Below are 19,383 nucleotides of genomic sequence, written 5' to 3' on the forward strand. Positions count from 1 at the left end.
CAAGACAGGGGAAAGACCTGCGGAAAATGGCTCATCCGGCTTGAGACCCGGAAACGATGCGCTATAGTTTTTATCTGAAATGGGGGGAATCGTTCATGCCAGAACCGCTGCGCGCCTATAAAACCACGATCCTGATCGGCTTTGCCGCTGCGGGGGTGTTTTTGGCCATGGCGCTGTGGTTCGATGTGGCCGGTCTCCGGGGCGCGATCCAACGCTCTGACATCGGCTGGCTGGCGCTTCTGCCGCTGTGGCTCGGAAATGGCGCGGTGTTCTCGGGCCTGCAGGCCGCGATCAGCGCGGGCGGCACCGATGACGATGATGACGAGCCGCGCGGCGGCCATCGCCACCCCCGGATGGAACAAGAGATGATCGCCATCCGCGTGCGCGCCGATCGGGCCCGCAAACCCGGCCTGCGCCGCTAATCCCATCGCTTTCACCAGAGGCTGAAACGCGAAAGACCCCCGTGAGGGGGTCTCTTCATGTTTGCGGTAATGTGGCGGGCCCGCACGCGACCGTTTGGTTATCTCATTCCCGAGGACCTGTATATACAGGTGGGCGCCGGGTAACCGAACCAGGGCTCGGACAGAGCCAGCTCCCTCGGAATTGCTTAAGGCCACCGGAATGCAACCGTTCACGAGAAGGGCAGCACCCGCCACAGCCCTACTTAGGGTGCTCGAGGGGCCACGACAAGGGTGCTAATTTGTGTCGGCGATAAATCCGTAGTCACGCAGCTCTTCGGGCAAGAGCACATAGATCTCGTCCGGCGGCGTGGTGAGCGCATGCTGCATGACCCGCAGATCGATCCCCATCTCGACGAGATAGCCCATGACCTCGCCCTGACCGGTCTGTATATCCTCGACGGCAAAGGCCGCGGGCAGGATGGTGCTCTCGCCGAAATAATGTTGATGCACGCCCACTTGGGCCGTGTCGTCAATGTCGCGGGTGGCGCCCGCGGCAAGCACATAGGGGCAGGCGGAATAGCAAAACTCACCGGCGAGCATCTGCGTGGTGACGCCCGCCTCTCGTATGTGGCGCCCAAGCGCCAGCGCCTCCTCGACCACCCCGCCGGGGGATTGCAGCACAAGGCGCTCTGCCGCCGGTGTGAGCGACGCCAGCCGCTCGATCATCCGCGCCGCGTCGCCCGGGGCAATCTCGCCCTCGAGCCGATAGGTCGTCCCCTCGATCTGGTCTAGCGTCAGCCGCGTCGGAATATCGCCGGGCGGGCGTGCCGGTTGGGTTCCCGGGCGGTCGCGGTCAGGGCGAAAGACCCGGCGTTGATCGCCGGGGCGCACCGGATCGCTGAGCGGCGGCGCCTCCGGGCCAAATCCCGGAAAGGCACCGATCTGCACATCGCCCAGCACCAGCAGCCCGCCAAGCCCCAGCTGCAGCACCAGAACCCCGGTCAGGATCCGCGCCACCAGCGGCGGGCCAGTCTCCGCGGGCTCTTGCGCGGTCTCTGGATCGGTCTCTGGATCGGCTAGCGTACTCATCCAGTTGACCCCGAAAACGGTTTGACCTCGGCGCTCGGGGTCTCTTTGGGACTGTCGGCCTCGGGCGGCTTGCGCGTCTCAGGCAGGTGCTCGGCATCAAAGGCGAGATCCACATCCCGCGCGGCCCGCAAGGCGGCACGCAGCTCCGACAGGGTCATTGTGTCCTCGACCGAGGCCCCGTCGCGGCCCTGCCGGATCGCCGATTGCGTGATCGCGAGGATAAAGACAAGCACCGCGGGCAGCAGGTCGATGGCGATGGCCCCGGCCCAGGAGGGGATGAAATTGCGCGCATAGAGGATCACCGCATCGGCGGAGGACACCGGCGTATAGGTCACTTCGGGCGCAGCGGGCAGGGCGCTCACCTCCTGCGCCGCACGTTCGAGCGTGGCGGCCCGCTGGCCCAGAACCTCGAGCACCGATTTGATCGTCGCGGCCTGATCATTGCGGCCCTCGGCGCTGCGGCTGTCGAGCTCGGGGAGAACCACCGAGGCCGCGAGATCCTGCGCTGCGCGTTCGACCAGCGGCGCGACCGTCAGTTGCCGCATCTGGGTGATCAGCCCCTGCAGGCGCACGGCGGCCTCCGAAAACTCGACCGACCGCGCCTCGACCGGGCCTTGCTCGACGGTGAGCGCGCGCATCCGGCTCAGGATCGCGTTGCCCTCGGAAAAGGCGTCGTTGACGCGCGGGGTCTGGCTGGCAATCTGCGCCTCGAGCGCCGACAGCTCGGCGGCTTTTTGCCGGAGCACCCGGAACACCGCGCCACGCCCGGCCAGACCCGAGAGATCGCCGGTGGCCTCCTGTTCGCTCAGATCCTCGAAACTCTGCCGCACCCGCGCCACATCGCGTTCCAGCGCCTGACCGGTCAGGGCAACCTCATGGGCCCGCTCAAGGCTGGTTTGATAATCCTGCACGGTCTTGGCCAGATGCTGTTCCACCGCCGCCGATCCCGCCAACGCCGCCGCGTTGAGCCAGCTCGACATGGCGATGATCGCCACCGAGCCAAGCCCCATCGCCCCGAGCAGCGCCACCCGCGCCTGCGCCGTGCGCACCGCCGGGAAGAGCCGCAGAAGATAGGACCAAAAGACGAAAATACCGACCGAAACCGCCACGGAATAGGCGATGGCGGCGAAAACCGACATCGCGCCATTGTCATCGAGAAGCGACGACACCCCGAGATAGGTATAGATGCCGGAGGCCACGGATAGCACGCCAAGCGCCGTGCCGGAAAACGTGCCGAGCCAGGTGACATGGCCCTCAAGCTCGCGCGCCATGCGCAGATCGCGCCCGCCGCTTCTGTCGGGATCGGGGGTGAGTCTGGTCATCGGAAAAGGGCCTTTCTCATGGCAATCAAACGCGGTGATAAATGGTCGGACCCGCATCGCGTTAAGGATTTCGCAGCGGCCCCATCCACAATAGGCAGGATTTCCGACCTGTCAAAGCGGCGCGACGCAGGGGCAGGGGTTGAAAATGTTCCCGCTTCGTTCATATTGGGGTCATGTCCGATCGCGATGCCATCCTTGCCTCTGTTCCCGTGCTGCAACCCGGTCAGGCCCTGGCCCGGGGGGTCTGCCGCCATCTGCGCGGCCATGGCTTCGCCTCGGTCGAAGAATTCGTGCCCGAGCGGGGCAAGCGCGTCGATGTCATGGCGCTCGGCCCAAAGGGCGAGATATGGGTGATCGAGTGCAAATCAAGCCGCGTCGATTTTCAGACCGACCGGAAATGGGATGGCTATCTGGAATGGTGCGACCGCTATTTCTGGGCGGTGGACGAGGCTTTTCCCACCGATCTGCTGCCCGAGGGCACCGGGCTCATCATCGCCGATGCCTATAATGCCGAGATCCTTCGCATGGCGCCCGAGCATAAACTGCCCGGCGCGCGGCGCAGCGCGCTCACACGCAAATTCGCCCGCCATGCCGCCCAGAGGCTTCAGGCGTTGCGCGATCCGAGGATCTGATCGGGTTTAGCCAGCGGCCGCGGCGGCCTTGGCGGCGGCGAGGATCTCACCGGCGATTTCTTCGGCCTCTTCGGGCGAGAAATCCATCGGGATCTCAATGTCATCCGCCGCGATGAACAGGCGGACCATGCCGGCGTCGGTCGGGCCGATCTGCAGGTTGGCTTCGATGTCGCGTTCTGTATTGATGCCCATGGGTCTCTCCGCACTTGTGCCGCGTGAGGTAAACTTTTGCCCAAGGTTTGACAAGCGGCAAGCGCAGTTTGCCCGATGCGGCCGGGGCAAAGGCCAGACCGGGCCGGTGGGAAATTCCCGGCAGAAGATGAGAATTTCCCGCGCAAGACCTCTTGCATTCGCGCAACGGGCCAGCTAAATCGCCCCCCAGTGCCGCCTTAGCTCAGTTGGTTAGAGCGCTAGATTGTGGATCTAGAGGTCCCCCGTTCAAGCCGGGGAGGCGGTACCACTTCTCCCTCCGTTGATCCGCCCGGATATGATGCCCGGAAATGACGCCCTTCTGGGTCTCACTCGCGCGTGGCTGGGACGTCGATCTCCTGCAGGATGTGTTGGCCTGTGTTATCCAGGATCAGGATGCGCCCCGCCTGTGTCACAACGGCGATCCAGCCCTCACCCCGCGTGATGGCCGAGGCGGTTTCGCCCGCGGGCAGGGCAAGCTCGGTGGGAAATTCGACGCTGGGCGCGGCGCGGTCCTCGCCAAGCGACGAGAACCTGATGACAAACAGGCCGATGATCACTAGAAGGCCCACAATCGTCACAACCGTCAGCACTGTCACCAACAGGCGCAGATATTTCAAAGTCGCCGGATCGACCGGCTGAGGAGTGTCGTCCATGGCATCCACGCAAGTTGTCTTTACAATCGCGGCCAATCCGCCGCCGCGCCTTGATAAGGCGCTTTCGCGCGATGTGCCAGAGGAGGCCCATCTGTCGCGCACCCGGCTCGCACGTCTGGTCGAAGAAGGCGCGGTCTCGGTCAACGGTGCCGAGGCGCGCGATGTGAAATCGCGGGTGGCCGAGGGCGACGAGGTGGTGATCACCGTGCCCGTGGCGGAAGAGAGCGACATCCTGCCCGAGAACATCCCTCTCGACATCGTCTATGAGGATGCGGATCTGCTGGTGGTGAACAAGCCCGCGGGCATGGTCGTCCATCCCGCGCCGGGCACGCCGCGCGGCACGCTGGTCAATGCGCTCTTGCATCATTGCGGCAGCGATCTGTCGGGGGTGGGGGGCGTGCGTCGCCCCGGCATCGTGCACCGGATCGACAAGGACACGAGCGGGCTTCTGGTGGTGGCCAAGAGCGATCAGGCGCATCACGGGCTTGCCGCGCAATTCGAGGCCCATAGCGCCGAGCGGGTCTATCAGGCCATCGTCTATGGCGTGCCCGATGCGGCCGATCCGCGTCTCGGCGGGTTGCGCGGCGTCGGGTTCGAACCGGGCAATGTGCTGCGCATCACCACACAGCTCGCCCGCCACCGCACCGACCGGCAGAAACAGGCGGTGTTGTTTGACGGCGGCAAACATGCGGTGACGCGGGCCCAGGTGACCGAACGGTTGGGCGATCCGGCCTCGGTCGCGCTCATCGAATGCCGTCTCGAGACCGGGCGCACCCATCAGATCCGCGTCCATCTCGCCTATGCCGGGCATGGTCTCCTGGGCGATCCGGTCTATGGCGGGCGGCGCGGCTTGCCGAAACGCGGCTTCTCCGCCGAGGCCGCCGAAACGCTCGCCGCGTTCAACCGTCAGGCGCTGCACGCGGGCCATCTCGGGGTGACCCACCCGGCCAGCGGGGAACCTCTGCGCTTCAATGCGCGTTTGCCTGAGGATATGGCGGGCCTCTTGGCCGCGCTGCGGGGCTGAGCCCGGATTGACATCATTCGCACGTCTGCGTGAGGCAAGACGGCAAAGCTCGCCAAACGGCGGGGCGGGGTTCATATTGTCTTCAGCTTTCGCGCTTAAGTGGCTTGAACCGGCCCAAGGGCGACCCTATCTGAATGTTAACTCCCTTAACTTAAGGGGCAAAGAGGGGACAGAAACATGAGCAATTATGCAAATCTGCCGGCACCGACGCCGGAAGGCGGGCTCAACCGCTATCTGCAGGAAATCCGCAAATTCCCGCTCCTGGAGCCGGAAGAAGAATATATGCTGGCCAAGGCCTGGGTCGAAAAACAGGACACCGAGGCGGCGCACCGGATGGTCACCAGCCACCTGCGGCTCGCGGCCAAGATCGCCATGGGCTATCGCGGCTACGGGCTGCCGCAGGCCGAGGTGATCTCCGAGGCCAATGTGGGCCTGATGCAGGCGGTGAAACGCTTTGACCCGGAAAAAGGCTTCCGCCTCGCCACCTATGCGATGTGGTGGATCCGCGCCAGCATTCAGGAATATATCCTGCGCAGCTGGTCGATGGTCAAGCTTGGCACCACCAGCGCCCAGAAGAAGCTGTTCTTCAACCTGCGCAAGGCCAAGGCCCGCATCGGCGCGCTCGAAGAGGGCGATATGCATCCCGACAACGTCAAGCGGATCGCCACCGATCTCGGCGTGACCGAGGATGAGGTGATCTCGATGAACCGGCGGATGTCGGGCGGCGATGCCTCGCTCAATGCCACCGTCGGCTCGGAAGGCGAGGGCACGATGCAATGGCAGGATTGGCTCGAGGATGAGGATGCCGATCAGGCGGGCGATTATGAGAAGCGCAACGAGATGGAAACCCGTCTCGAACTGCTGACCGAGGCGATGGATGTGCTCAACGACCGCGAAAAGGACATCCTGTCGCAACGCCGCCTCAATGACGAGACGGTGACGCTCGAGGATCTCAGCACCGAATATGGGGTGAGCCGCGAACGCATCCGTCAGATCGAGGTCCGCGCCTTCGAGAAGCTGCAAAAACGCATGCGCAGCCTCGCGCAGGAGCGGGGGATGTTGACCCCGGCCTGATCGCCGCCTTGACCGGATCGGCAGACTACGCCAAGACTATAGTCCCGTCCCCCAGCCCGGGGGACGGGATTTTTCTTGGGGGATTACCGGGTGCGTCTGACACTTGTTTTGGCATGTCTGAGTTTCGGCCTCGCTGGTTGTGGCGAGCGTCCGGTCGCGCGGGTCGCCCCGCCGAGCCCGGCGGCGCAACAGCAGCAGATCTATGTCGCGACACAGCGCAATCTGCGCGAGCCGGGCAACAGCTTTGGCGAGAAACGCCCGACCAAGCTCAATTTTGTCGGCATGACGGTGAGCGTGCCGCCCACCCATAAGATCGGCCAGATCGAATGGCCCGATGACACGCCCGACGCCAACACCGATTTCGTGATCACCGAGAGCCGCCATTTCGCCAGCGGCGCGGCGATGCGCAACGACCTGCTGCGCCGCCGCAAGCCGGGCGAAAGCGAAACCGTGCTCTTCGTGCATGGCTATAACAACACGCTCTCGGATGCGCTCTACCGCTTTGCCCAGATCAAGAATGATTTCGGCGTGACCGCGCCCGCGGCGCTCTATTCCTGGCCCTCGGCGGGCGATCCGCGCGGCTATGCCTATGACCGCGATTCCGTGCTCTTTGCCCGCGACGACATGGAGGAAACACTGCGCCTGTTGAGCCAGGGCAATGACAAGGTGTTCATCCTTGCGCATTCCATGGGCGCGCATCTGACGATGGAAGTGCTGCGACAGGCGGCACTGCGCGGCGACAAGCGGCTCTTGTCGCGGATCAGCGGCGTCGCCCTCATGTCGCCCGACATCGATCCCGATCTTTTCCGCAAACAGGCCGAGGCGATTGGCACGCTGCCGCAGCCTTTCGTGATCTTCACCTCTCGCGAGGACCGCGCGCTGGGCCTGATCAGCTTTATCACCGGGCGCAAGGCGCGTCTCGGGCGGCTCGACAGTGCCGAACAGGTCAAGGGGCTCAATGTTTCGCTTCTGGATTTCACCGAGCTTGGCGGCGAGGGCAGCGATCCTCTCAAGCATTCGGTGGCGGTCACCTCGCCGCTGGCGGTGGGCGTCGTGCGCGGCATGATCGAACAGGCCGGGGCTGGCGGTGGTCGGTTCGGGGATTATATGGTGCTCAAGGCAACGCCCTGAGGGTTTAAATCCCCGAGGTGGTCGCCGGTGAGACCCGTGATGATCAGGAGATGAGCGATGGCCGGTGGATGGTCCCGCGATGGCGCGGTCAGCGAACAGATCGAAGCCTCCATTTCGGATGAGCTCGCCCGGCTCAAGGCGCGCAAACAGCCGCAGGGCGAGAGCCTGACCCATTGCGCCGAATGCGAAGAAGAGATCCCTCAGGCCCGCCGCGAGGCCATTCCGGGCGTCAAGCTCTGCATCGATTGCGCCAGCGACCGGCAGGCCCAGACAGCCCCGCGCGGCGGCATCAACCGGCGCGGCTCGAAAGACAGCCAGCTCAAGTAACCTGTCTAGCTGACGTGATCTGAGGATTATCGGAGAGGGCAGGGCCGGGTGGCGCTGCCCCCCGAGACCCCCCGGGATATTTTCCGCCAGAAGAAGGCGCGGATCAGTCTTCCATCGCTTCCAATTCGTCGATGAAGCCCGAGATCATCGACAGCCCCTTGTCCCAGAAGGCCGGGTCGCTCGCGTCGAGGCCGAAGGGGGCGAGCAGGTCCTTGTGATGTTTCGACCCGCCGGCGCGCAGCATGTCGAAATACTTGTCCTGGAAGCCGTCGGGGTTTTCCTCGTAGACCGCGTAGAGCGCGTTCACCAGCCCGTCGCCAAAGGCATAGGCGTAGACATAGAAGGGCGAATGCACGAAATGCGGGATATAGGCCCAGAACGTGTCATAACCTTCCATGAAGTCGAAGGCCGGGCCGAGGCTTTCGCCTTGTACCGACATCCACAGCGCGCCGATGTCTTCGGGGGTGAGCTCGCCCTCGCGGCGCGCAGCGTGAAGCTTGCATTCGAAATCATAGAAGGCGATCTGGCGCACCACGGTGTTGATCATATCCTCGACCTTGCCGGCGAGTAGCACCTTGCGTTCCTGCGGGCTCGCGGCCTTGTCGAGCATCTTGCGGAAGGTGAGCATCTCGCCAAAGACGCTGGCGGTTTCGGCAAGGGTCAGCGGTGTCGAGCTCAGCCATTCGCCCTGATCCGCGGCAAGGCGTTGATGGACGCCGTGGCCGAGCTCATGGGCAAGGGTCATCACGTCGCGCGGTTTGCCGAGATAGTTCAGCATCACATAGGGGTGGACGGTGGTGACGGTGGGATGGGCAAAGGCGCCGGGGGCTTTGCCCGGCTTGACGCCCGCATCGATCCAACCCTTTGAAAAGAAAGGCTCGGCCAGCTCGCCCATGCGCGGATCAAAGGCGTTATAGGCCTCCATCACGATGTCGCGGGCGCTGTCCCAATCGACGGTTTTCTGCAGCTCCATCGGCAGCGGCGCATTGCGGTCCCAGACCTGCATCCGGTCGAGACCGAGCCATTTGCGCTTGAGCTCGTAATAGCGGTGGCTGAGCCGCGGGTAGGCGGCGACCACCGCATCGCGCAGCGCCTCGACCACCTCGGCCTCGACATCGTTCGACAGATGCCGCCCGGCCTGGGCGCTTGGCATGTTGCGCCAGCGGTCCATCACTTCCTTTTCCTTGGCGGCGGTGTTGTGCACCCGCGAAAAGATGCGGATGTTCTCGCCAAAGACGCGGGCCAGTTCGCGGGTCGCGGCTTCGCGCGTGTCGCGGTCCTGCTCGGTGAGCAGGTTGAGCGTGCCCTCGATGGTCAGCGTCTCGCCCGCCACCTCAAAGGAAAGGCCGGCGATGGTTTCGTCAAAGAGCCGTTCCCAGGCATCGCCCACCACGCCCATGTCATGCAGGAACTTTTCCATCTCATCCGAGAGCTGATGCGGCTTCATCGCGCGGATGCGGTTGAGCGAGGGTTTGTAGCGCGCCAGATCGGCGTTCTCGGCATACATCGCGGTGAGCTTGTCCTCAGAAATGCGGTTGAGCTCGAGCGTGAAGAAGACCAGCGGCGTGGTGTAGGCGGTGATTTTTTCCTGACAATCCGACAGGAACTTGGTGCGCGCCGGATCGGTGGTGAGCTGATAGTAGCGCAGGCTGGCGAAGGACATGATGCGCCCGGCGATGTTCGAGATCTTCTCGTCGCGCACGATGCACTCGAGGAGCCCCGCGGCGTCGAGCGTGTCGAGCTTGCCTTCGTAATCGCGGGCAAACTCGGCGCAGGCGCTCTCGAGCCAGTCAAGATCGCGGATCAGCTCTGGCGCGTCCTCGCCCTTGTAGAGATCGCTCAGGTCCCACTCTGGCAGGTGACCAAGATTGTCGGCGCCCCCTTGGGCGTTGGCGTCTCGAACAGGGCGGGGGAAGGAGATCATGACAGGCCTTTCTGTTGCGTGTTGCGCCCAGACATATGCCGCCCCACCCGGCGCGGCAAGGGCGGCGGGCGGATAGCGGCTTGCCAATCAGGCCGGGCCGGGTAGGGTCGGGGCAACATCGAACCATGCGAGGGGGAGCAAGATGCGATTTGCCAGATACGGAGCAGCCGGAGAAGAACGGCCCGCGATGCTCGACGCCGAGGGGCGGCTGCGCGACCTGTCGGGGGTGGTGCCGGATCTTTCGGGCGAGGTGCTGGGGCAATTGCCCAAGGTGAACCCCGAGGCGCTGCCGCTGGTCGAGGGCACGCCGCGTTTGGGCGTGCCGGTGGCAGACATTGGCAAGCTGGTGTGCATCGGGCTCAACTTTTCCGATCACGCCGCCGAGGCGGGGATGCAGCCGCCCTCGGAACCCATCGTCTTCATGAAGGCGACCTCGGCCATCTGCGGGCCGAATGACACGGTCTCGTTGCCGCGCGGCTCGGAGAAATCCGATTGGGAGGTCGAGCTTGGCGTGGTGATCGGACGCCGCGCCAAATACGTGAGCGAGGCCGAGGCGCTGTCCTATGTGGCGGGCTACACCATCGTCAATGATGTCTCGGAACGCGCCTTTCAGACCGAGCGCGGCGGCCAATGGACCAAGGGCAAGAGCTGCGACACATTCGGCCCCATCGGCCCTTGGCTGGTGACGCCCGACGCCTTGGGCGATGTGCAGGATCTCGACATGTCGCTCGATCTCAACGGCACGCGGATGCAGACCGGCAACACGCGCTCGATGATCTTTGGCGTGGCCGAGGTGATTTCCTATCTGAGCCAGATGATGACATTGCATCCGGGCGATGTGATCGCCACCGGCACGCCGCCGGGGGTAGGGATGGGGTTCAAACCGCCGAAATACCTCAAACCGGGCGATGTGATGGAGCTCGAGATTGCCGGGCTTGGCCGTCAGCGACAAGAGGTGGTGGCCGATAGCTGACCCGCTAGGGCCCCCGGTGGTTCAGGCCGCAGGCCGGTCGAGGTCAAAGGCCTCGGGGGCCTGCATGAACCGGGCAATCATGTCAAAGACCGTCCGGCGGGTCTCGGCATCATCCATCATCACCTCGTGGCGCGCGCCATCGAGCAGCGCCAGATGGCCGCGATCAGACGCCTTGGCCCAGCGCGCCATCATCCGGTGAATATCGGTCGGGTCGACAATATCCTCGGCCGTGCCAAGAAGCGTCAGCCCCGGCAGTTTCGGCGGCGCCATCCGCATCAGGGCGCGACATTCAATGAGCGCCTCATGCAGCCAGCGCAGGCTCGGCCCGCCCAGGCCAAGCTCGGGCTGGGCGCGGGTCTGGTCGATCATGTATTGATACATGTCGCGGTCGCGGGTGAGCTTGTTGCTCTCAAAGGGCTCGCTGAGCACATAGGGCTCGGGCTGGGTGCCCGGCGCATAGACATGATCGAGCCTGAGCCGCCGACTGCCCCAGCCAAGCGACCAGGCCAGCGGCCGCAGCGCCTGCGCCATGCGGATGCCCCACATCGGCGCGGAGAAAATCGCCCCCGCCACCGGCAGGCCATCTTGGACCGCGCGCAGCGCGATACAGCCACCCATCGAATGGCCGAGCACATACCACGGGCGCGGCAGGTCGAGCGCCTCGGCCGCCGCCATCACCGCGCGCACGTCGCGCTGATAATCGCCAAAGAAATCCACATGGCCCGAGAGCACATCCCCGGCGAGCCGATCGGCCAGCCCCTGACCGCGCCAATCCACCGCCGCCATGGCAAAGCCTCGGGCGGCGAAATCGCGGGCGGCGCGGCCGTATTTCTCGATATATTCGGTGCGCCCGGGAAAGAGCAGCACGGTGCCCGCCGCATCGGCAGGCACCCAATGTCCGATCCGGATGCGCACCCCGTCTTCCGCCACGAGCCAATGGGCGCGCCCGCCCTCGGGCGCGTCGGCAATCTCGGCAAAGAACGGGGCGGTCTCCATCGCGTGGCTCAGGCTAGGACCGAACCGAGCTTCATCGCCATGCCCATATCGCCATCGACCGCCAGCTTGCCGGTCATGAAGGCCGCCGTCGGATCGAGATCGCCGGACATGATCGACTGGAACGTGTCGGCATCGGCGGTGAGGGTGACATCGGCCTCGTCATCGGCGGCGCGGGCACCCGCCTCGTCGATGATCACGGCGCCTTCGCCTTCGATCACGAATTTCGCCGAACCGTCAAAGCTCTGGCCGTTCATTTTCTCGTTCAGGGCGGCCACGGCCGCAGTGATCACTTCGCTCACGATTCTCTCCTCCAGAGGGGTCGCCGGGGCTAGGATTTCCGGCGGCAGACGTTAAACTGGTCCGAGTTATGAGCCGTCTAACTTATGATCTCAAGAATACCGTTGCGGCATTTGCCGTGACAGTCATGTTTTCCTTACCCGCGATCAGTCAGGACACGGGCCTGACCGGCAACGGGGCGGAGAACAGGCTCGATACGCTATACACAGAGCTGTCGCAGGCGGAGCCGGCGGAGGCTGCGCGGATTGCCGCCGACATCGCGCTCGAGCTGTCGAAATCCGGCTCGCCCGCGATGGATCTGCTGCTGCGTCGCGGTCGGGCGGCGCTCGATCTGGGCGATCTGGCGGCGGCAGACGGCCATTTCACCGCACTCACCGACCATGCGCCGGGCTTTTCCGAGGGCTGGCATCTGCGGGCGGTGACGCGGGCGCGGATGGGGTTGCTTGGCCCGGCTCTGGCCGATCTCGAACATGCGCTGACGCTCGAGCCGCGCCATTTCACCGCACTTTTCAGCCTTGGATCGCTTTTGGAGGAAATGGGGCAGGACGAACTGGCCAGCCGCGCCTATATGGAAGCCAGTAAACTTCACCCCCATGATCCCGACATTCTTGCAGCGCGGGACCGGCTGGGGCATGTCACGGGCGGCACGCGACTCTGATCGCGGCCCGAAATTCCCTCTGACGAGCAGGAGGCGGCGATGGCAGAGCCATCCAGAACCTATGCGGTACTTGGCCCCACCAATACCGGCAAGACCCATTACGCCATCGAGCGTATGCTGGGCTATCCGACCGGGGTGATCGGCCTGCCGCTGCGTCTTCTGGCGCGCGAGGTCTATGAAAAGATCGTGGCGCTGCGCGGGCCTTCGGTGGTGGCGCTGGTCACCGGCGAGGAACGGATCGTGCCGCCGCGCACCAAGTATTGGGTCTGCACGGTCGAGGCGATGCCACAGGGCCTCGGCGCCGATTTCGTCGCGGTGGATGAAATCCAGCTCTGCGCCGATCCCGAGCGCGGTCATGTCTTCACGGACCGGCTCTTGCATATGCGCGGCCAGAAAGAGACGCAGTTTCTCGGCGCCGCCACCATGCGCGGGGTGATTGCGGAACTGGTGCCGGGGGTGAGCTTTCTGACCCGCGAACGCCTGTCACAGCTCGCCTATACCGGGCCCAAGAAGCTCGCGAAAATGCCGGGGCGCAGCGCCATCGTCGGCTTTTCGGTCGATAACGTCTATGCCATTGCCGAGCTTTTGCGCCGTCAAAAGGGCGGGGCGGCGGTGGTGATGGGGGCGCTCAGCCCGCGCACCCGCAACGCGCAGGTCGAACTCTACCAAAACGGCGATGTCGATTACCTCGTGGCGACCGATGCCATCGGCATGGGGCTCAATCTCGATGTGGATCACGTGGCGTTCTCGTCGCTGACCAAGTTTGACGGGCGGCGGATGCGGATGCTCGCCCCGAATGAGCTGGCGCAGATCGCCGGGCGCGCCGGGCGCGGCATGCGCCACGGCACCTTTGGCGTCACCGGCGAGGCGCCAGAAATTTCTGACGAGGTGGTCGAGGCGATCACCAACCATCGCTTCGCGCCGATCTCGCGGCTCGAATGGCGCAACTCGGATCTGCGATTCGGCACGGTCGACGCGCTTCTCGCCGCGCTTGAGCAGAAACCCGCCACGCCGCGTTTGGGGCGCAGTCGCGATACCGACGATTTACAGTCGCTTCGCAGCCTGTCGCAAATCCCCGCCATTCGCGACCGTCTCGGCGATGCGACACGGGTCAAACTGCTCTGGGATGTGTGCCGTATCCCCGATTTTCGCGGCATCAGCCCCGCCGAGCATGTCTCGCTTTTGGAAACAATCTTTACGGATCTGACGTCATTGGGTCGGATTCCGGATGATTGGCTGGCCCGCCAGGTGAAAAGGCTGGACCGAAGTGACGGAGATATCGACACATTGTCGAAACGTCTCGCCTTTATCCGTACCTGGACTTATGTTGCGCAGCGAAACGGCTGGGTGGATGACGAAACGCATTGGCGCGATGTCACCCGCGCGGTAGAAGATCGCCTGTCGGATGCCCTGCACGGGGCCCTGACGCAAAGATTTGTGGACCGGCGCACCTCAGTGCTGTTGCGCCGGCTCAAGCAGAAGGAGGCCGTTGTGGCCGAAGTGAATGATAGTGGTGAAGTGACGGTCGAAGGCGAATTCGCAGGCCGTCTGGAAGGGTTCCGTTTTATCCGTGACAAGGCGGCAAGCGGCCCCGAGGCAAAGGCGCTGGATCAGGCCAGCCTACAGGCGCTGGCGCCGCATTTTCACCTCAAGGCGGATCGTTTCTACAACGCCCCCGATACCGAGATCGACTTTACCGAACAGGGCGGCCTGATGTGGGGCTCCGACGCGGTGGGCAAGCTTGTCAAAGGCGCCGACCCGTTGAAACCCACGGTCAAGGCCTTCGTCGATGACGAGGCGGGCGACGACGTGGCGCAGAAGGTGCAACGCCGGTTGCAGCATTTCATCGACCGCAAGATCGCCACGCTGTTCGAGCCGCTGCTGGCCCTGCAGAATGACGAGACCCTGACCGGCATGGCGCGCGGTTTCGGCTTTCAGATGGTCGAGGCGCTCGGCGTGTTGCCGCGCGGCGATGTGGCCGAGGATGTGAAATCCCTCGATCAAGAAGCCCGCGGCATGCTGCGCAAACATGGCATCCGTTTTGGTCAGTTCACCATTTTCATGCCGCTGTTGCTCAAACCCGCGCCGACGCGTCTGCGTCTGGTGCTCTGGTCGCTGCAGCAGGACCTCGATGAATTCCCCGAATCGCCGCCGCCGGGTCTGGTGACGGTGCCCGCGCGCTCGGTCCCCGTGCCGCAGGGCTATTTCACCATGGCAGGCTATCGTGCCGCAGGTGAACGGGCGATCCGCATCGACATGCTCGAGCGGCTGGCCGACATGCTGCGCGGTGCCGACAGCCGCGGCGGGTTTGAAGCCACGCCCGACATGCTGTCGATCACCGGCATGACGCTCGAACAATTCGCCGATCTGATGCAGGGTCTGGGCTATCGCGCCGAGCGAGGCGAGCGGGACAAGGCCCGCGCCGCCGCAGATGTCGCCCAGAGCGCCGCAGAGGCCCCAGAGCCCACTGCAGAGGCCAAAGATGCCCCTGAGGCCGCATCTGAGGCCACAGAGGCCCCTGAGGCCACGGCAGAGCCGGTTGAGGCCATCCCGGCCGATGCCAGCCCGGTGACCTCGGTCGAAGGCGAGGTCGAGGCGATCAAGGACACGCAAGAGGCCGCAGGCGACGCGGCGGCCACAGACGATGGCGCTGCCAAAGAGCCGGAAGTCGAAGTGTTTTACACCTTCACCTGGGCCGGCCGTGGCAACCGTCAGAACGCCCGTCAGGGCCAGCGCCAGGGCCAAGGCCAGCGTCAAGGCCAAGGTCAGCGCCAGGGCGGTCAACAGGCCCGTGGCAAGGATGGGGAGGCCCGTGGCAAGGGCCGTGGCCCGCGCAAGCCGGGTGGCAAGCCTGAAAACAAAGGCCCGCGCAAATTCTCGGCCAAGCCCGAGAAATCCGGCAAGATCGACCCGGACAACCCCTTCGCGGCGGCCCTGATGGGCCTGCGCGACAAAAGCTGACGGATCGGGGCATCGGTGTCGCAGGACACTGCTCCGCCAAAGCTGCGACTGGACAAATGGCTCTGGCACGCGCGTCTGTTCAAGACGCGCGGGCTGGCCGCCCAGATGGTCGAGGGCGGCAAGGTCCGGCTCAATTCCCGCAAGATCAACAAACCGGCCCAGGCGGTGCGGTCGGGCGATGTGCTCACCGTGACCTTGCCCGGCGGCGTCCGGGTGTTGCGGGTGCTGGGATTGGGCACGCGGCGCGGTCCGGCCAGCGAAGCCCAGCAATTATACGAAGAAATTCCCTGATCCCGGCCCGTCGTGGAACACTGTCCCACGACATGGGGTCAGCGGCGCGGGCTGTCCCAAAAAGGGGCAGGGCGCTTGATTGATCCGGACGGCTGATTTAGATGGGCTGAACTGATCAAGCGTGGAAGGTGTCATGACCTATATCGTCACTGATAACTGTATTGCCTGCAAATACACCGATTGCGTGGAAGTTTGCCCCGTGGACTGCTTCTATGAAGGCGAGAACATGCTGGTCATTCATCCCGATGAATGCATCGATTGCGGCGTCTGCGAGCCGGAATGCCCCGCCGACGCGATCCGCCCCGATACCGAGCCGGATATGGAGGAATGGGTCGAGTTCAACCGCAAATACTCCGAGATGTGGCCGGTGATCATCACCAAGAAAGACCAGCTTCCCGAAGCCGAAGAGCGCGACGGCGAAGAGGGCAAGCTCGCCAAATACTTCTCCGAGAAGGCAGGCGAGGGCGGCTGAGCCCGCCTCGGCGGATTGGCGGCTGATCGTCGGTTGAGCACGGGCGCGGGGGTGATTCGTTTCCCCCGGCTTGCAGGGCAGGAATTGGCGCCTATATTTGGCGTAAATCCCTGATGCAAATATGGTAATTTGCCATCTGTACCGGCCCCGCTTCCGAAGGGGCTAATTTTGTGTTATGATATCGTCACAAATGTAGACAGACGCCTGACATAAACCCACCCGCCCGCTTCGCTCACGGGGGTGGTTTCTTTGCGACATAGCTCTTCACGGTCCGGGCAGGATGTCCGGGATGTGGCTTGTGTGTCCAAGACAGTCGGAGCCATGCGAGGAAAGCTGAATGAGTAAATCGAAGAAATCCGAGTTTCGCCCCAACGATTACGTCGTCTACCCGGCGCATGGCGTCGGGCAGATCGTTTCGATCGAGGAGCAGGAGATTGCCGGCATCGAGCTCGAGCTCTTTGTCATCTCCTTCGAAAAAGACAAGATGACGCTGCGGGTCCCGACCCACAAGGCGACCGAAATCGGCATGCGCTCGCTGTCGAGCCCCGATGTGGTCAGCCAGGCGATGAAGACGCTCAAGGGCAAGGCCAAGGCCAAGCGGGCTATGTGGTCGCGCCGGGCGCAGGAATATGAACAGAAGATCAACTCGGGCGATCTGATCGCGATCGCCGAAGTGGTGCGCGACCTGCACCGCACCGATGATCAGCGCGAGCAGAGCTATTCGGAGCGTCAGCTCTATGAGGCGGCGCTCGAACGTCTGACCCGCGAAGTGGCGGCGGTGAACGGCAATGACGAAGTTGCCGCGGCCAAGCAGGTCGGCGATGTGCTGGTGTCGCGCGCGGCCTGACACCGACGCGTTACCGACGTAATACCGCTAGAAAACCGCGTCCCCCGGGGCGCGGTTTTTTCATGTGTTTGGAGCCGGCTTAAATCAGCAGCGAGGCAAGGATCGCGATCTCCGCCACCTGCTGTGTCGCCCCCAGAACGTCACCGCTCTGACCGGCAATCTTGGCCTGCGCGAGCCGCGCCATGCCCCAGGTGAGCAGCGCCGCCCAGAACAGCGCCGGGAACACGCCAAAACCCGCGAAAATCAGCGCCGGGATAAACGCGATGGCGAGGCCCAGCCAGGCGTTTTCAAGGCTGACAAGGCCCACCCCATGCGACAGCCCGTCCTTGCGGGCATGCGGCAGCAGCGCCATGAGAAACGGCATGAGCGCCCGCGACAAAGCAGCGCTGGCGATCACCGCGGCGCAGGCGAAACCGGTCGATATTTCAAGGAGATACCAAAGCGTTACCCACCGCGCACCGAGCGACAGGATGAGCGCCACAACGCCATAGGTGCCGATACGGCTGTCGCGCATGATCTCGAGCCGGATCTCTTGCGTCCAACCGCCCCAGAACCCATCGGCCACATCGGCGAGCCCGTCCTCATGCATCGCGCCGCTGAGGGCGATGAGCGCGCCAAGCCCGGTAAGGGCCACCAGAGGCGCGGGCAGGCCGATCAGCGTGGCGCAAAGCATGGCGAGCGACGAGAGGAGGCCGAGACCCAGCCCCACCGCGCCATAGGCCCAGACGGAGGCGGCGTTGAGGTCGGGATCGGCGACGCCGCGCGGCAGCGGCAGGCGGCTCAGCAGGCTGAAGGCGGTGACCAGTTCCGAAGCTCTTGGACTCATGTCGTTTTCCCCTTCCGATCCGGGTGAATTTGGCTGCATCTTGCCTGACGAAATGGGATACACAGGCGCGGGTGATAGCGCAACAGGGGGCTGAGATGCAGGACGGGCCGAAGACGATGAGCGAGCTGGCGGCTTTGCTGGCGGAGATGCCGGGGCCGGACGGGGCGGCGGAAGAGGCGGCTCGGGCGCGGGATGCGGTGTTGACGAAACCGCCGGGGGCGCTTGGGCGGCTGGAAGAGCTGGCGATCTGGTATGCGGGCTGGCGTGGGGAGGCGCGGCCTGTGCTGAAGTCGCCGCAAGTCATTGTTTTTGCGGGAAATCACGGCGTTGTGGCGCAGGGCGTGTCGCCGTTTCCGCAAGAGGTCACCGCGCAGATGGTGGCGAATTTCCAAGCGGGCGGTGCTGCGGTGAACCAATTGAGCGCCGTCTCAGGGGCGCGGATGGACGTGCATGCGTTGCGGTTGGAGACCCCCACAGAGGACTTCACGAAGGCCCCTGCGATGGGTGAAAAGAGCTTTCTTGAGCACATGAGGGATGGCTGGCAAGCTGTTGATCCAAAATGTGATTTGCTCGTTGTGGGTGAGATGGGAATTGGCAACACCACGGCGGGGGCGGCGGTGGCTTTGGCGGTGTTTGGGGGAGAGGCTGAGGACTGGACCGGGCGGGGGACCGGGGTGGATGATGCGGGGCTCAAGCGCAAGGCCGAGGTTGTGGCGCGGGGCGTGGCGGCGCATCCGGGGGTCAAGGGCGACGGGATGGCGGCGCTGAGGCATCTGGGCGGGCGCGAAATGGTGGCCATGGCGGGTGCCATTCTGCGGGCAAGGCATTTGCGAATTCCCGTTATTCTGGATGGGTTTATCTGCACAAGTTCAGCCGCCTGTCTGGAGGTGGCCGCGCCCGGGGCGCTGGATCATTGCGTGGCCGGGCATCTGAGCGCCGAGGGGGCGCATGGGGCGCTGTTGGAGCGGTTGGGCAAGGCCCCGATCCTGTCGCTGGGGATGCGATTGGGCGAGGCTTCGGGGGCGGCGCTGGCGATCTCGATCCTCAAGGGGGCGCTGGCCTGCCATAGCGGTATGGCGACCTTTGCAGAGGCTGGCGTGTCTGATGGGTAATCTAGCAATATCAACTACATAAACTGCGTTTCTCATCCATGAATGCGCCGTAAAACCAGCGTGCCGTTGGGTAAATCGGCGGCGGGTTGAGGGGTTTGGGCGCTTTTTCGGTATGACGTCGGTATTACGACGGTAAAGCGACTGTATGGGGAGGCGCGGCCCGGCCCCGTGTCAGAAACAC

21 protein-coding genes and 1 tRNA gene are annotated in these 19,383 nt (G+C 64.2%); 14 read left to right on the forward strand and 8 right to left on the reverse strand.

Going from position 1 to position 19,383, the window contains the following annotated elements:
- Positions 1 to 95 precede the first annotated feature (95 nt).
- A complete protein-coding gene (locus WA237_RS06320) occupies positions 96 to 422 on the forward strand; it encodes a hypothetical protein (protein ID WP_336097064.1) in 327 nt (108 codons plus the stop codon).
- 273 nt (positions 423 to 695) lie between these two features.
- On the opposite strand, the gene WA237_RS06325 is transcribed toward WA237_RS06320, so the two are convergent.
- Together WA237_RS06325 and WA237_RS06330 are read right to left on the reverse strand one after the other, a co-directional pair.
- Positions 696 to 1,490, reverse strand: a complete 795-nt coding sequence (locus WA237_RS06325) for a hypothetical protein (protein ID WP_336097065.1) — start codon at positions 1,488 to 1,490, stop codon at positions 696 to 698.
- Positions 1,487 to 2,812 (reverse strand): hypothetical protein, encoded by a 1,326-nt coding sequence (locus WA237_RS06330; protein ID WP_336097066.1) that lies wholly within the window; start codon positions 2,810 to 2,812, stop codon positions 1,487 to 1,489. The genes WA237_RS06325 and WA237_RS06330 overlap by 4 nt, the downstream gene beginning before the upstream one ends.
- A gap of 173 nt (positions 2,813 to 2,985) precedes the next feature.
- Here WA237_RS06330 and WA237_RS06335 point away from each other — a divergent pair, with 173 nt between their 5' ends.
- Entirely contained in the window at positions 2,986 to 3,444 is a 459-nt protein-coding gene (locus tag WA237_RS06335) for an MmcB family DNA repair protein (protein WP_009812048.1), read from the forward strand.
- Between the two features lie 6 nt (positions 3,445 to 3,450).
- Here WA237_RS06335 and WA237_RS06340 read toward each other — a convergent pair whose 3' ends face one another.
- Entirely contained in the window at positions 3,451 to 3,636 is a 186-nt protein-coding gene (locus tag WA237_RS06340) for a DUF6324 family protein (RefSeq protein WP_009812047.1), read from the reverse strand.
- Between the two features lie 191 nt (positions 3,637 to 3,827).
- Here WA237_RS06340 and WA237_RS06345 point away from each other — a divergent pair.
- Positions 3,828 to 3,904: transfer RNA gene (locus WA237_RS06345), tRNA-His, on the forward strand.
- Positions 3,905 to 3,962: 58 nt separating this feature from the next.
- On the opposite strand, the gene WA237_RS06350 is transcribed toward WA237_RS06345, so the two are convergent.
- A complete protein-coding gene (locus WA237_RS06350; RefSeq protein ID WP_336097459.1) occupies positions 3,963 to 4,289 on the reverse strand; it encodes a DUF6476 family protein in 327 nt (108 codons plus the stop codon).
- Between WA237_RS06350 and WA237_RS06355 the strand changes: the two genes are divergently transcribed.
- The 4 genes from WA237_RS06355 (at position 4,288) to WA237_RS06370 (ending at position 7,845) form a co-directional block, all read left to right on the forward strand.
- Positions 4,288 to 5,313, forward strand: coding sequence for a pseudouridine synthase (locus WA237_RS06355; protein WP_336097067.1), 1,026 nt, complete (start codon positions 4,288 to 4,290; stop codon positions 5,311 to 5,313). The genes WA237_RS06350 and WA237_RS06355 overlap by 2 nt on opposite strands.
- Before the next feature lie 177 nt (positions 5,314 to 5,490).
- Positions 5,491 to 6,387 carry an RNA polymerase sigma factor RpoH gene (rpoH, locus tag WA237_RS06360; protein ID WP_009812044.1) on the forward strand — a complete coding sequence of 299 codons (897 nt, stop codon included), beginning with the start codon at positions 5,491 to 5,493 and terminating at the stop codon, positions 6,385 to 6,387.
- Between the two features lie 90 nt (positions 6,388 to 6,477).
- Positions 6,478 to 7,518, forward strand: coding sequence for an alpha/beta hydrolase (locus tag WA237_RS06365; RefSeq protein ID WP_336097068.1), 1,041 nt, complete (start codon positions 6,478 to 6,480; stop codon positions 7,516 to 7,518).
- A 57-nt stretch (positions 7,519 to 7,575) separates the two neighbouring features.
- Complete coding sequence (locus tag WA237_RS06370) at positions 7,576 to 7,845, forward strand: DksA/TraR family C4-type zinc finger protein (protein ID WP_336097069.1); 270 nt, start codon at positions 7,576 to 7,578, stop codon at positions 7,843 to 7,845.
- 103 nt (positions 7,846 to 7,948) lie between these two features.
- On the opposite strand, the gene WA237_RS06375 is transcribed toward WA237_RS06370, so the two are convergent.
- Positions 7,949 to 9,769: a M3 family oligoendopeptidase gene (locus WA237_RS06375; RefSeq protein WP_336097070.1), complete on the reverse strand. Its 1,821-nt coding sequence runs from the start codon at positions 9,767 to 9,769 to the stop codon at positions 7,949 to 7,951.
- Between the two features lie 142 nt (positions 9,770 to 9,911).
- Between WA237_RS06375 and WA237_RS06380 the strand changes: the two genes are divergently transcribed.
- Complete coding sequence (locus tag WA237_RS06380) at positions 9,912 to 10,742, forward strand: fumarylacetoacetate hydrolase family protein (RefSeq protein WP_009812034.1); 831 nt, start codon at positions 9,912 to 9,914, stop codon at positions 10,740 to 10,742.
- Positions 10,743 to 10,763: 21 nt separating this feature from the next.
- On the opposite strand, the gene WA237_RS06385 is transcribed toward WA237_RS06380, so the two are convergent.
- Together WA237_RS06385 and WA237_RS06390 are read right to left on the reverse strand one after the other, a co-directional pair.
- On the reverse strand, positions 10,764 to 11,738 hold the full coding sequence (locus tag WA237_RS06385) for an alpha/beta hydrolase (protein WP_336097071.1): 975 nt from the start codon (positions 11,736 to 11,738) through the stop codon (positions 10,764 to 10,766).
- Positions 11,739 to 11,746: 8 nt separating this feature from the next.
- Positions 11,747 to 12,037 (reverse strand): SCP2 sterol-binding domain-containing protein, encoded by a 291-nt coding sequence (locus tag WA237_RS06390; protein WP_009812036.1) that lies wholly within the window; start codon positions 12,035 to 12,037, stop codon positions 11,747 to 11,749.
- A 68-nt stretch (positions 12,038 to 12,105) separates the two neighbouring features.
- Between WA237_RS06390 and WA237_RS06395 the strand changes: the two genes are divergently transcribed.
- The 5 genes from WA237_RS06395 to WA237_RS06415 all read left to right on the forward strand — a co-directional run bounded on the left by WA237_RS06395 (position 12,106) and on the right by WA237_RS06415 (position 17,264).
- Positions 12,106 to 12,693 (forward strand): hypothetical protein, encoded by a 588-nt coding sequence (locus WA237_RS06395; protein ID WP_336097072.1) that lies wholly within the window; start codon positions 12,106 to 12,108, stop codon positions 12,691 to 12,693.
- A gap of 39 nt (positions 12,694 to 12,732) precedes the next feature.
- Entirely contained in the window at positions 12,733 to 15,654 is a 2,922-nt protein-coding gene (locus tag WA237_RS06400; protein ID WP_336097073.1) for a helicase-related protein, read from the forward strand.
- A 15-nt stretch (positions 15,655 to 15,669) separates the two neighbouring features.
- Positions 15,670 to 15,945, forward strand: coding sequence for an RNA-binding S4 domain-containing protein (locus WA237_RS06405; protein WP_009812039.1), 276 nt, complete (start codon positions 15,670 to 15,672; stop codon positions 15,943 to 15,945).
- A 133-nt stretch (positions 15,946 to 16,078) separates the two neighbouring features.
- Positions 16,079 to 16,417 (forward strand): ferredoxin FdxA, encoded by a 339-nt coding sequence (fdxA, locus tag WA237_RS06410; protein WP_009812040.1) that lies wholly within the window; start codon positions 16,079 to 16,081, stop codon positions 16,415 to 16,417.
- A 337-nt stretch (positions 16,418 to 16,754) separates the two neighbouring features.
- Positions 16,755 to 17,264: a CarD family transcriptional regulator gene (locus tag WA237_RS06415; protein ID WP_216016908.1), complete on the forward strand. Its 510-nt coding sequence runs from the start codon at positions 16,755 to 16,757 to the stop codon at positions 17,262 to 17,264.
- 79 nt (positions 17,265 to 17,343) lie between these two features.
- On the opposite strand, the gene WA237_RS06420 is transcribed toward WA237_RS06415, so the two are convergent.
- On the reverse strand, positions 17,344 to 18,090 hold the full coding sequence (locus tag WA237_RS06420) for an adenosylcobinamide-GDP ribazoletransferase (RefSeq protein ID WP_336097074.1): 747 nt from the start codon (positions 18,088 to 18,090) through the stop codon (positions 17,344 to 17,346).
- A 95-nt stretch (positions 18,091 to 18,185) separates the two neighbouring features.
- On the opposite strand from WA237_RS06420, the gene cobT reads away from it, so the two are divergent.
- Positions 18,186 to 19,202, forward strand: coding sequence for a nicotinate-nucleotide--dimethylbenzimidazole phosphoribosyltransferase (gene cobT / locus WA237_RS06425; RefSeq protein ID WP_336097075.1), 1,017 nt, complete (start codon positions 18,186 to 18,188; stop codon positions 19,200 to 19,202).
- Positions 19,203 to 19,383 lie beyond the last annotated feature (181 nt).

Origin of the sequence: Roseovarius sp. CH_XMU1461 (genome assembly GCF_037027165.1) — a bacterium.
Lineage (GTDB): Bacteria > Pseudomonadota > Alphaproteobacteria > Rhodobacterales > Rhodobacteraceae > Roseovarius > Roseovarius nubinhibens.

Coding starts and splice junctions, on each gene's coding strand:
- WA237_RS06320 (WP_336097064.1), top strand. CDS start 96: ATGCCAGAACCGCTGCGCGCCTATAAAACCACGATCCTGATCGGCTTT.
- WA237_RS06325 (WP_336097065.1), bottom strand. CDS start 1,490: ATGAGTACGCTAGCCGATCCAGAGACCGATCCAGAGACCGCGCAAGAG.
- WA237_RS06330 (WP_336097066.1), bottom strand. CDS start 2,812: ATGACCAGACTCACCCCCGATCCCGACAGAAGCGGCGGGCGCGATCTG.
- WA237_RS06335 (WP_009812048.1), top strand. CDS start 2,986: ATGTCCGATCGCGATGCCATCCTTGCCTCTGTTCCCGTGCTGCAACCC.
- WA237_RS06340 (WP_009812047.1), bottom strand. CDS start 3,636: ATGGGCATCAATACAGAACGCGACATCGAAGCCAACCTGCAGATCGGC.
- WA237_RS06355 (WP_336097067.1), top strand. CDS start 4,288: ATGGCATCCACGCAAGTTGTCTTTACAATCGCGGCCAATCCGCCGCCG.
- WA237_RS06350 (WP_336097459.1), bottom strand. CDS start 4,289: ATGGACGACACTCCTCAGCCGGTCGATCCGGCGACTTTGAAATATCTG.
- rpoH (WP_009812044.1), top strand. CDS start 5,491: ATGAGCAATTATGCAAATCTGCCGGCACCGACGCCGGAAGGCGGGCTC.
- WA237_RS06370 (WP_336097069.1), top strand. CDS start 7,576: ATGGCCGGTGGATGGTCCCGCGATGGCGCGGTCAGCGAACAGATCGAA.
- WA237_RS06375 (WP_336097070.1), bottom strand. CDS start 9,769: ATGATCTCCTTCCCCCGCCCTGTTCGAGACGCCAACGCCCAAGGGGGC.
- WA237_RS06380 (WP_009812034.1), top strand. CDS start 9,912: ATGCGATTTGCCAGATACGGAGCAGCCGGAGAAGAACGGCCCGCGATG.
- WA237_RS06385 (WP_336097071.1), bottom strand. CDS start 11,738: ATGGAGACCGCCCCGTTCTTTGCCGAGATTGCCGACGCGCCCGAGGGC.
- WA237_RS06395 (WP_336097072.1), top strand. CDS start 12,106: ATGAGCCGTCTAACTTATGATCTCAAGAATACCGTTGCGGCATTTGCC.
- WA237_RS06400 (WP_336097073.1), top strand. CDS start 12,733: ATGGCAGAGCCATCCAGAACCTATGCGGTACTTGGCCCCACCAATACC.
- fdxA (WP_009812040.1), top strand. CDS start 16,079: ATGACCTATATCGTCACTGATAACTGTATTGCCTGCAAATACACCGAT.
- WA237_RS06415 (WP_216016908.1), top strand. CDS start 16,755: ATGAGTAAATCGAAGAAATCCGAGTTTCGCCCCAACGATTACGTCGTC.
- WA237_RS06420 (WP_336097074.1), bottom strand. CDS start 18,090: ATGAGTCCAAGAGCTTCGGAACTGGTCACCGCCTTCAGCCTGCTGAGC.
- cobT (WP_336097075.1), top strand. CDS start 18,186: ATGCAGGACGGGCCGAAGACGATGAGCGAGCTGGCGGCTTTGCTGGCG.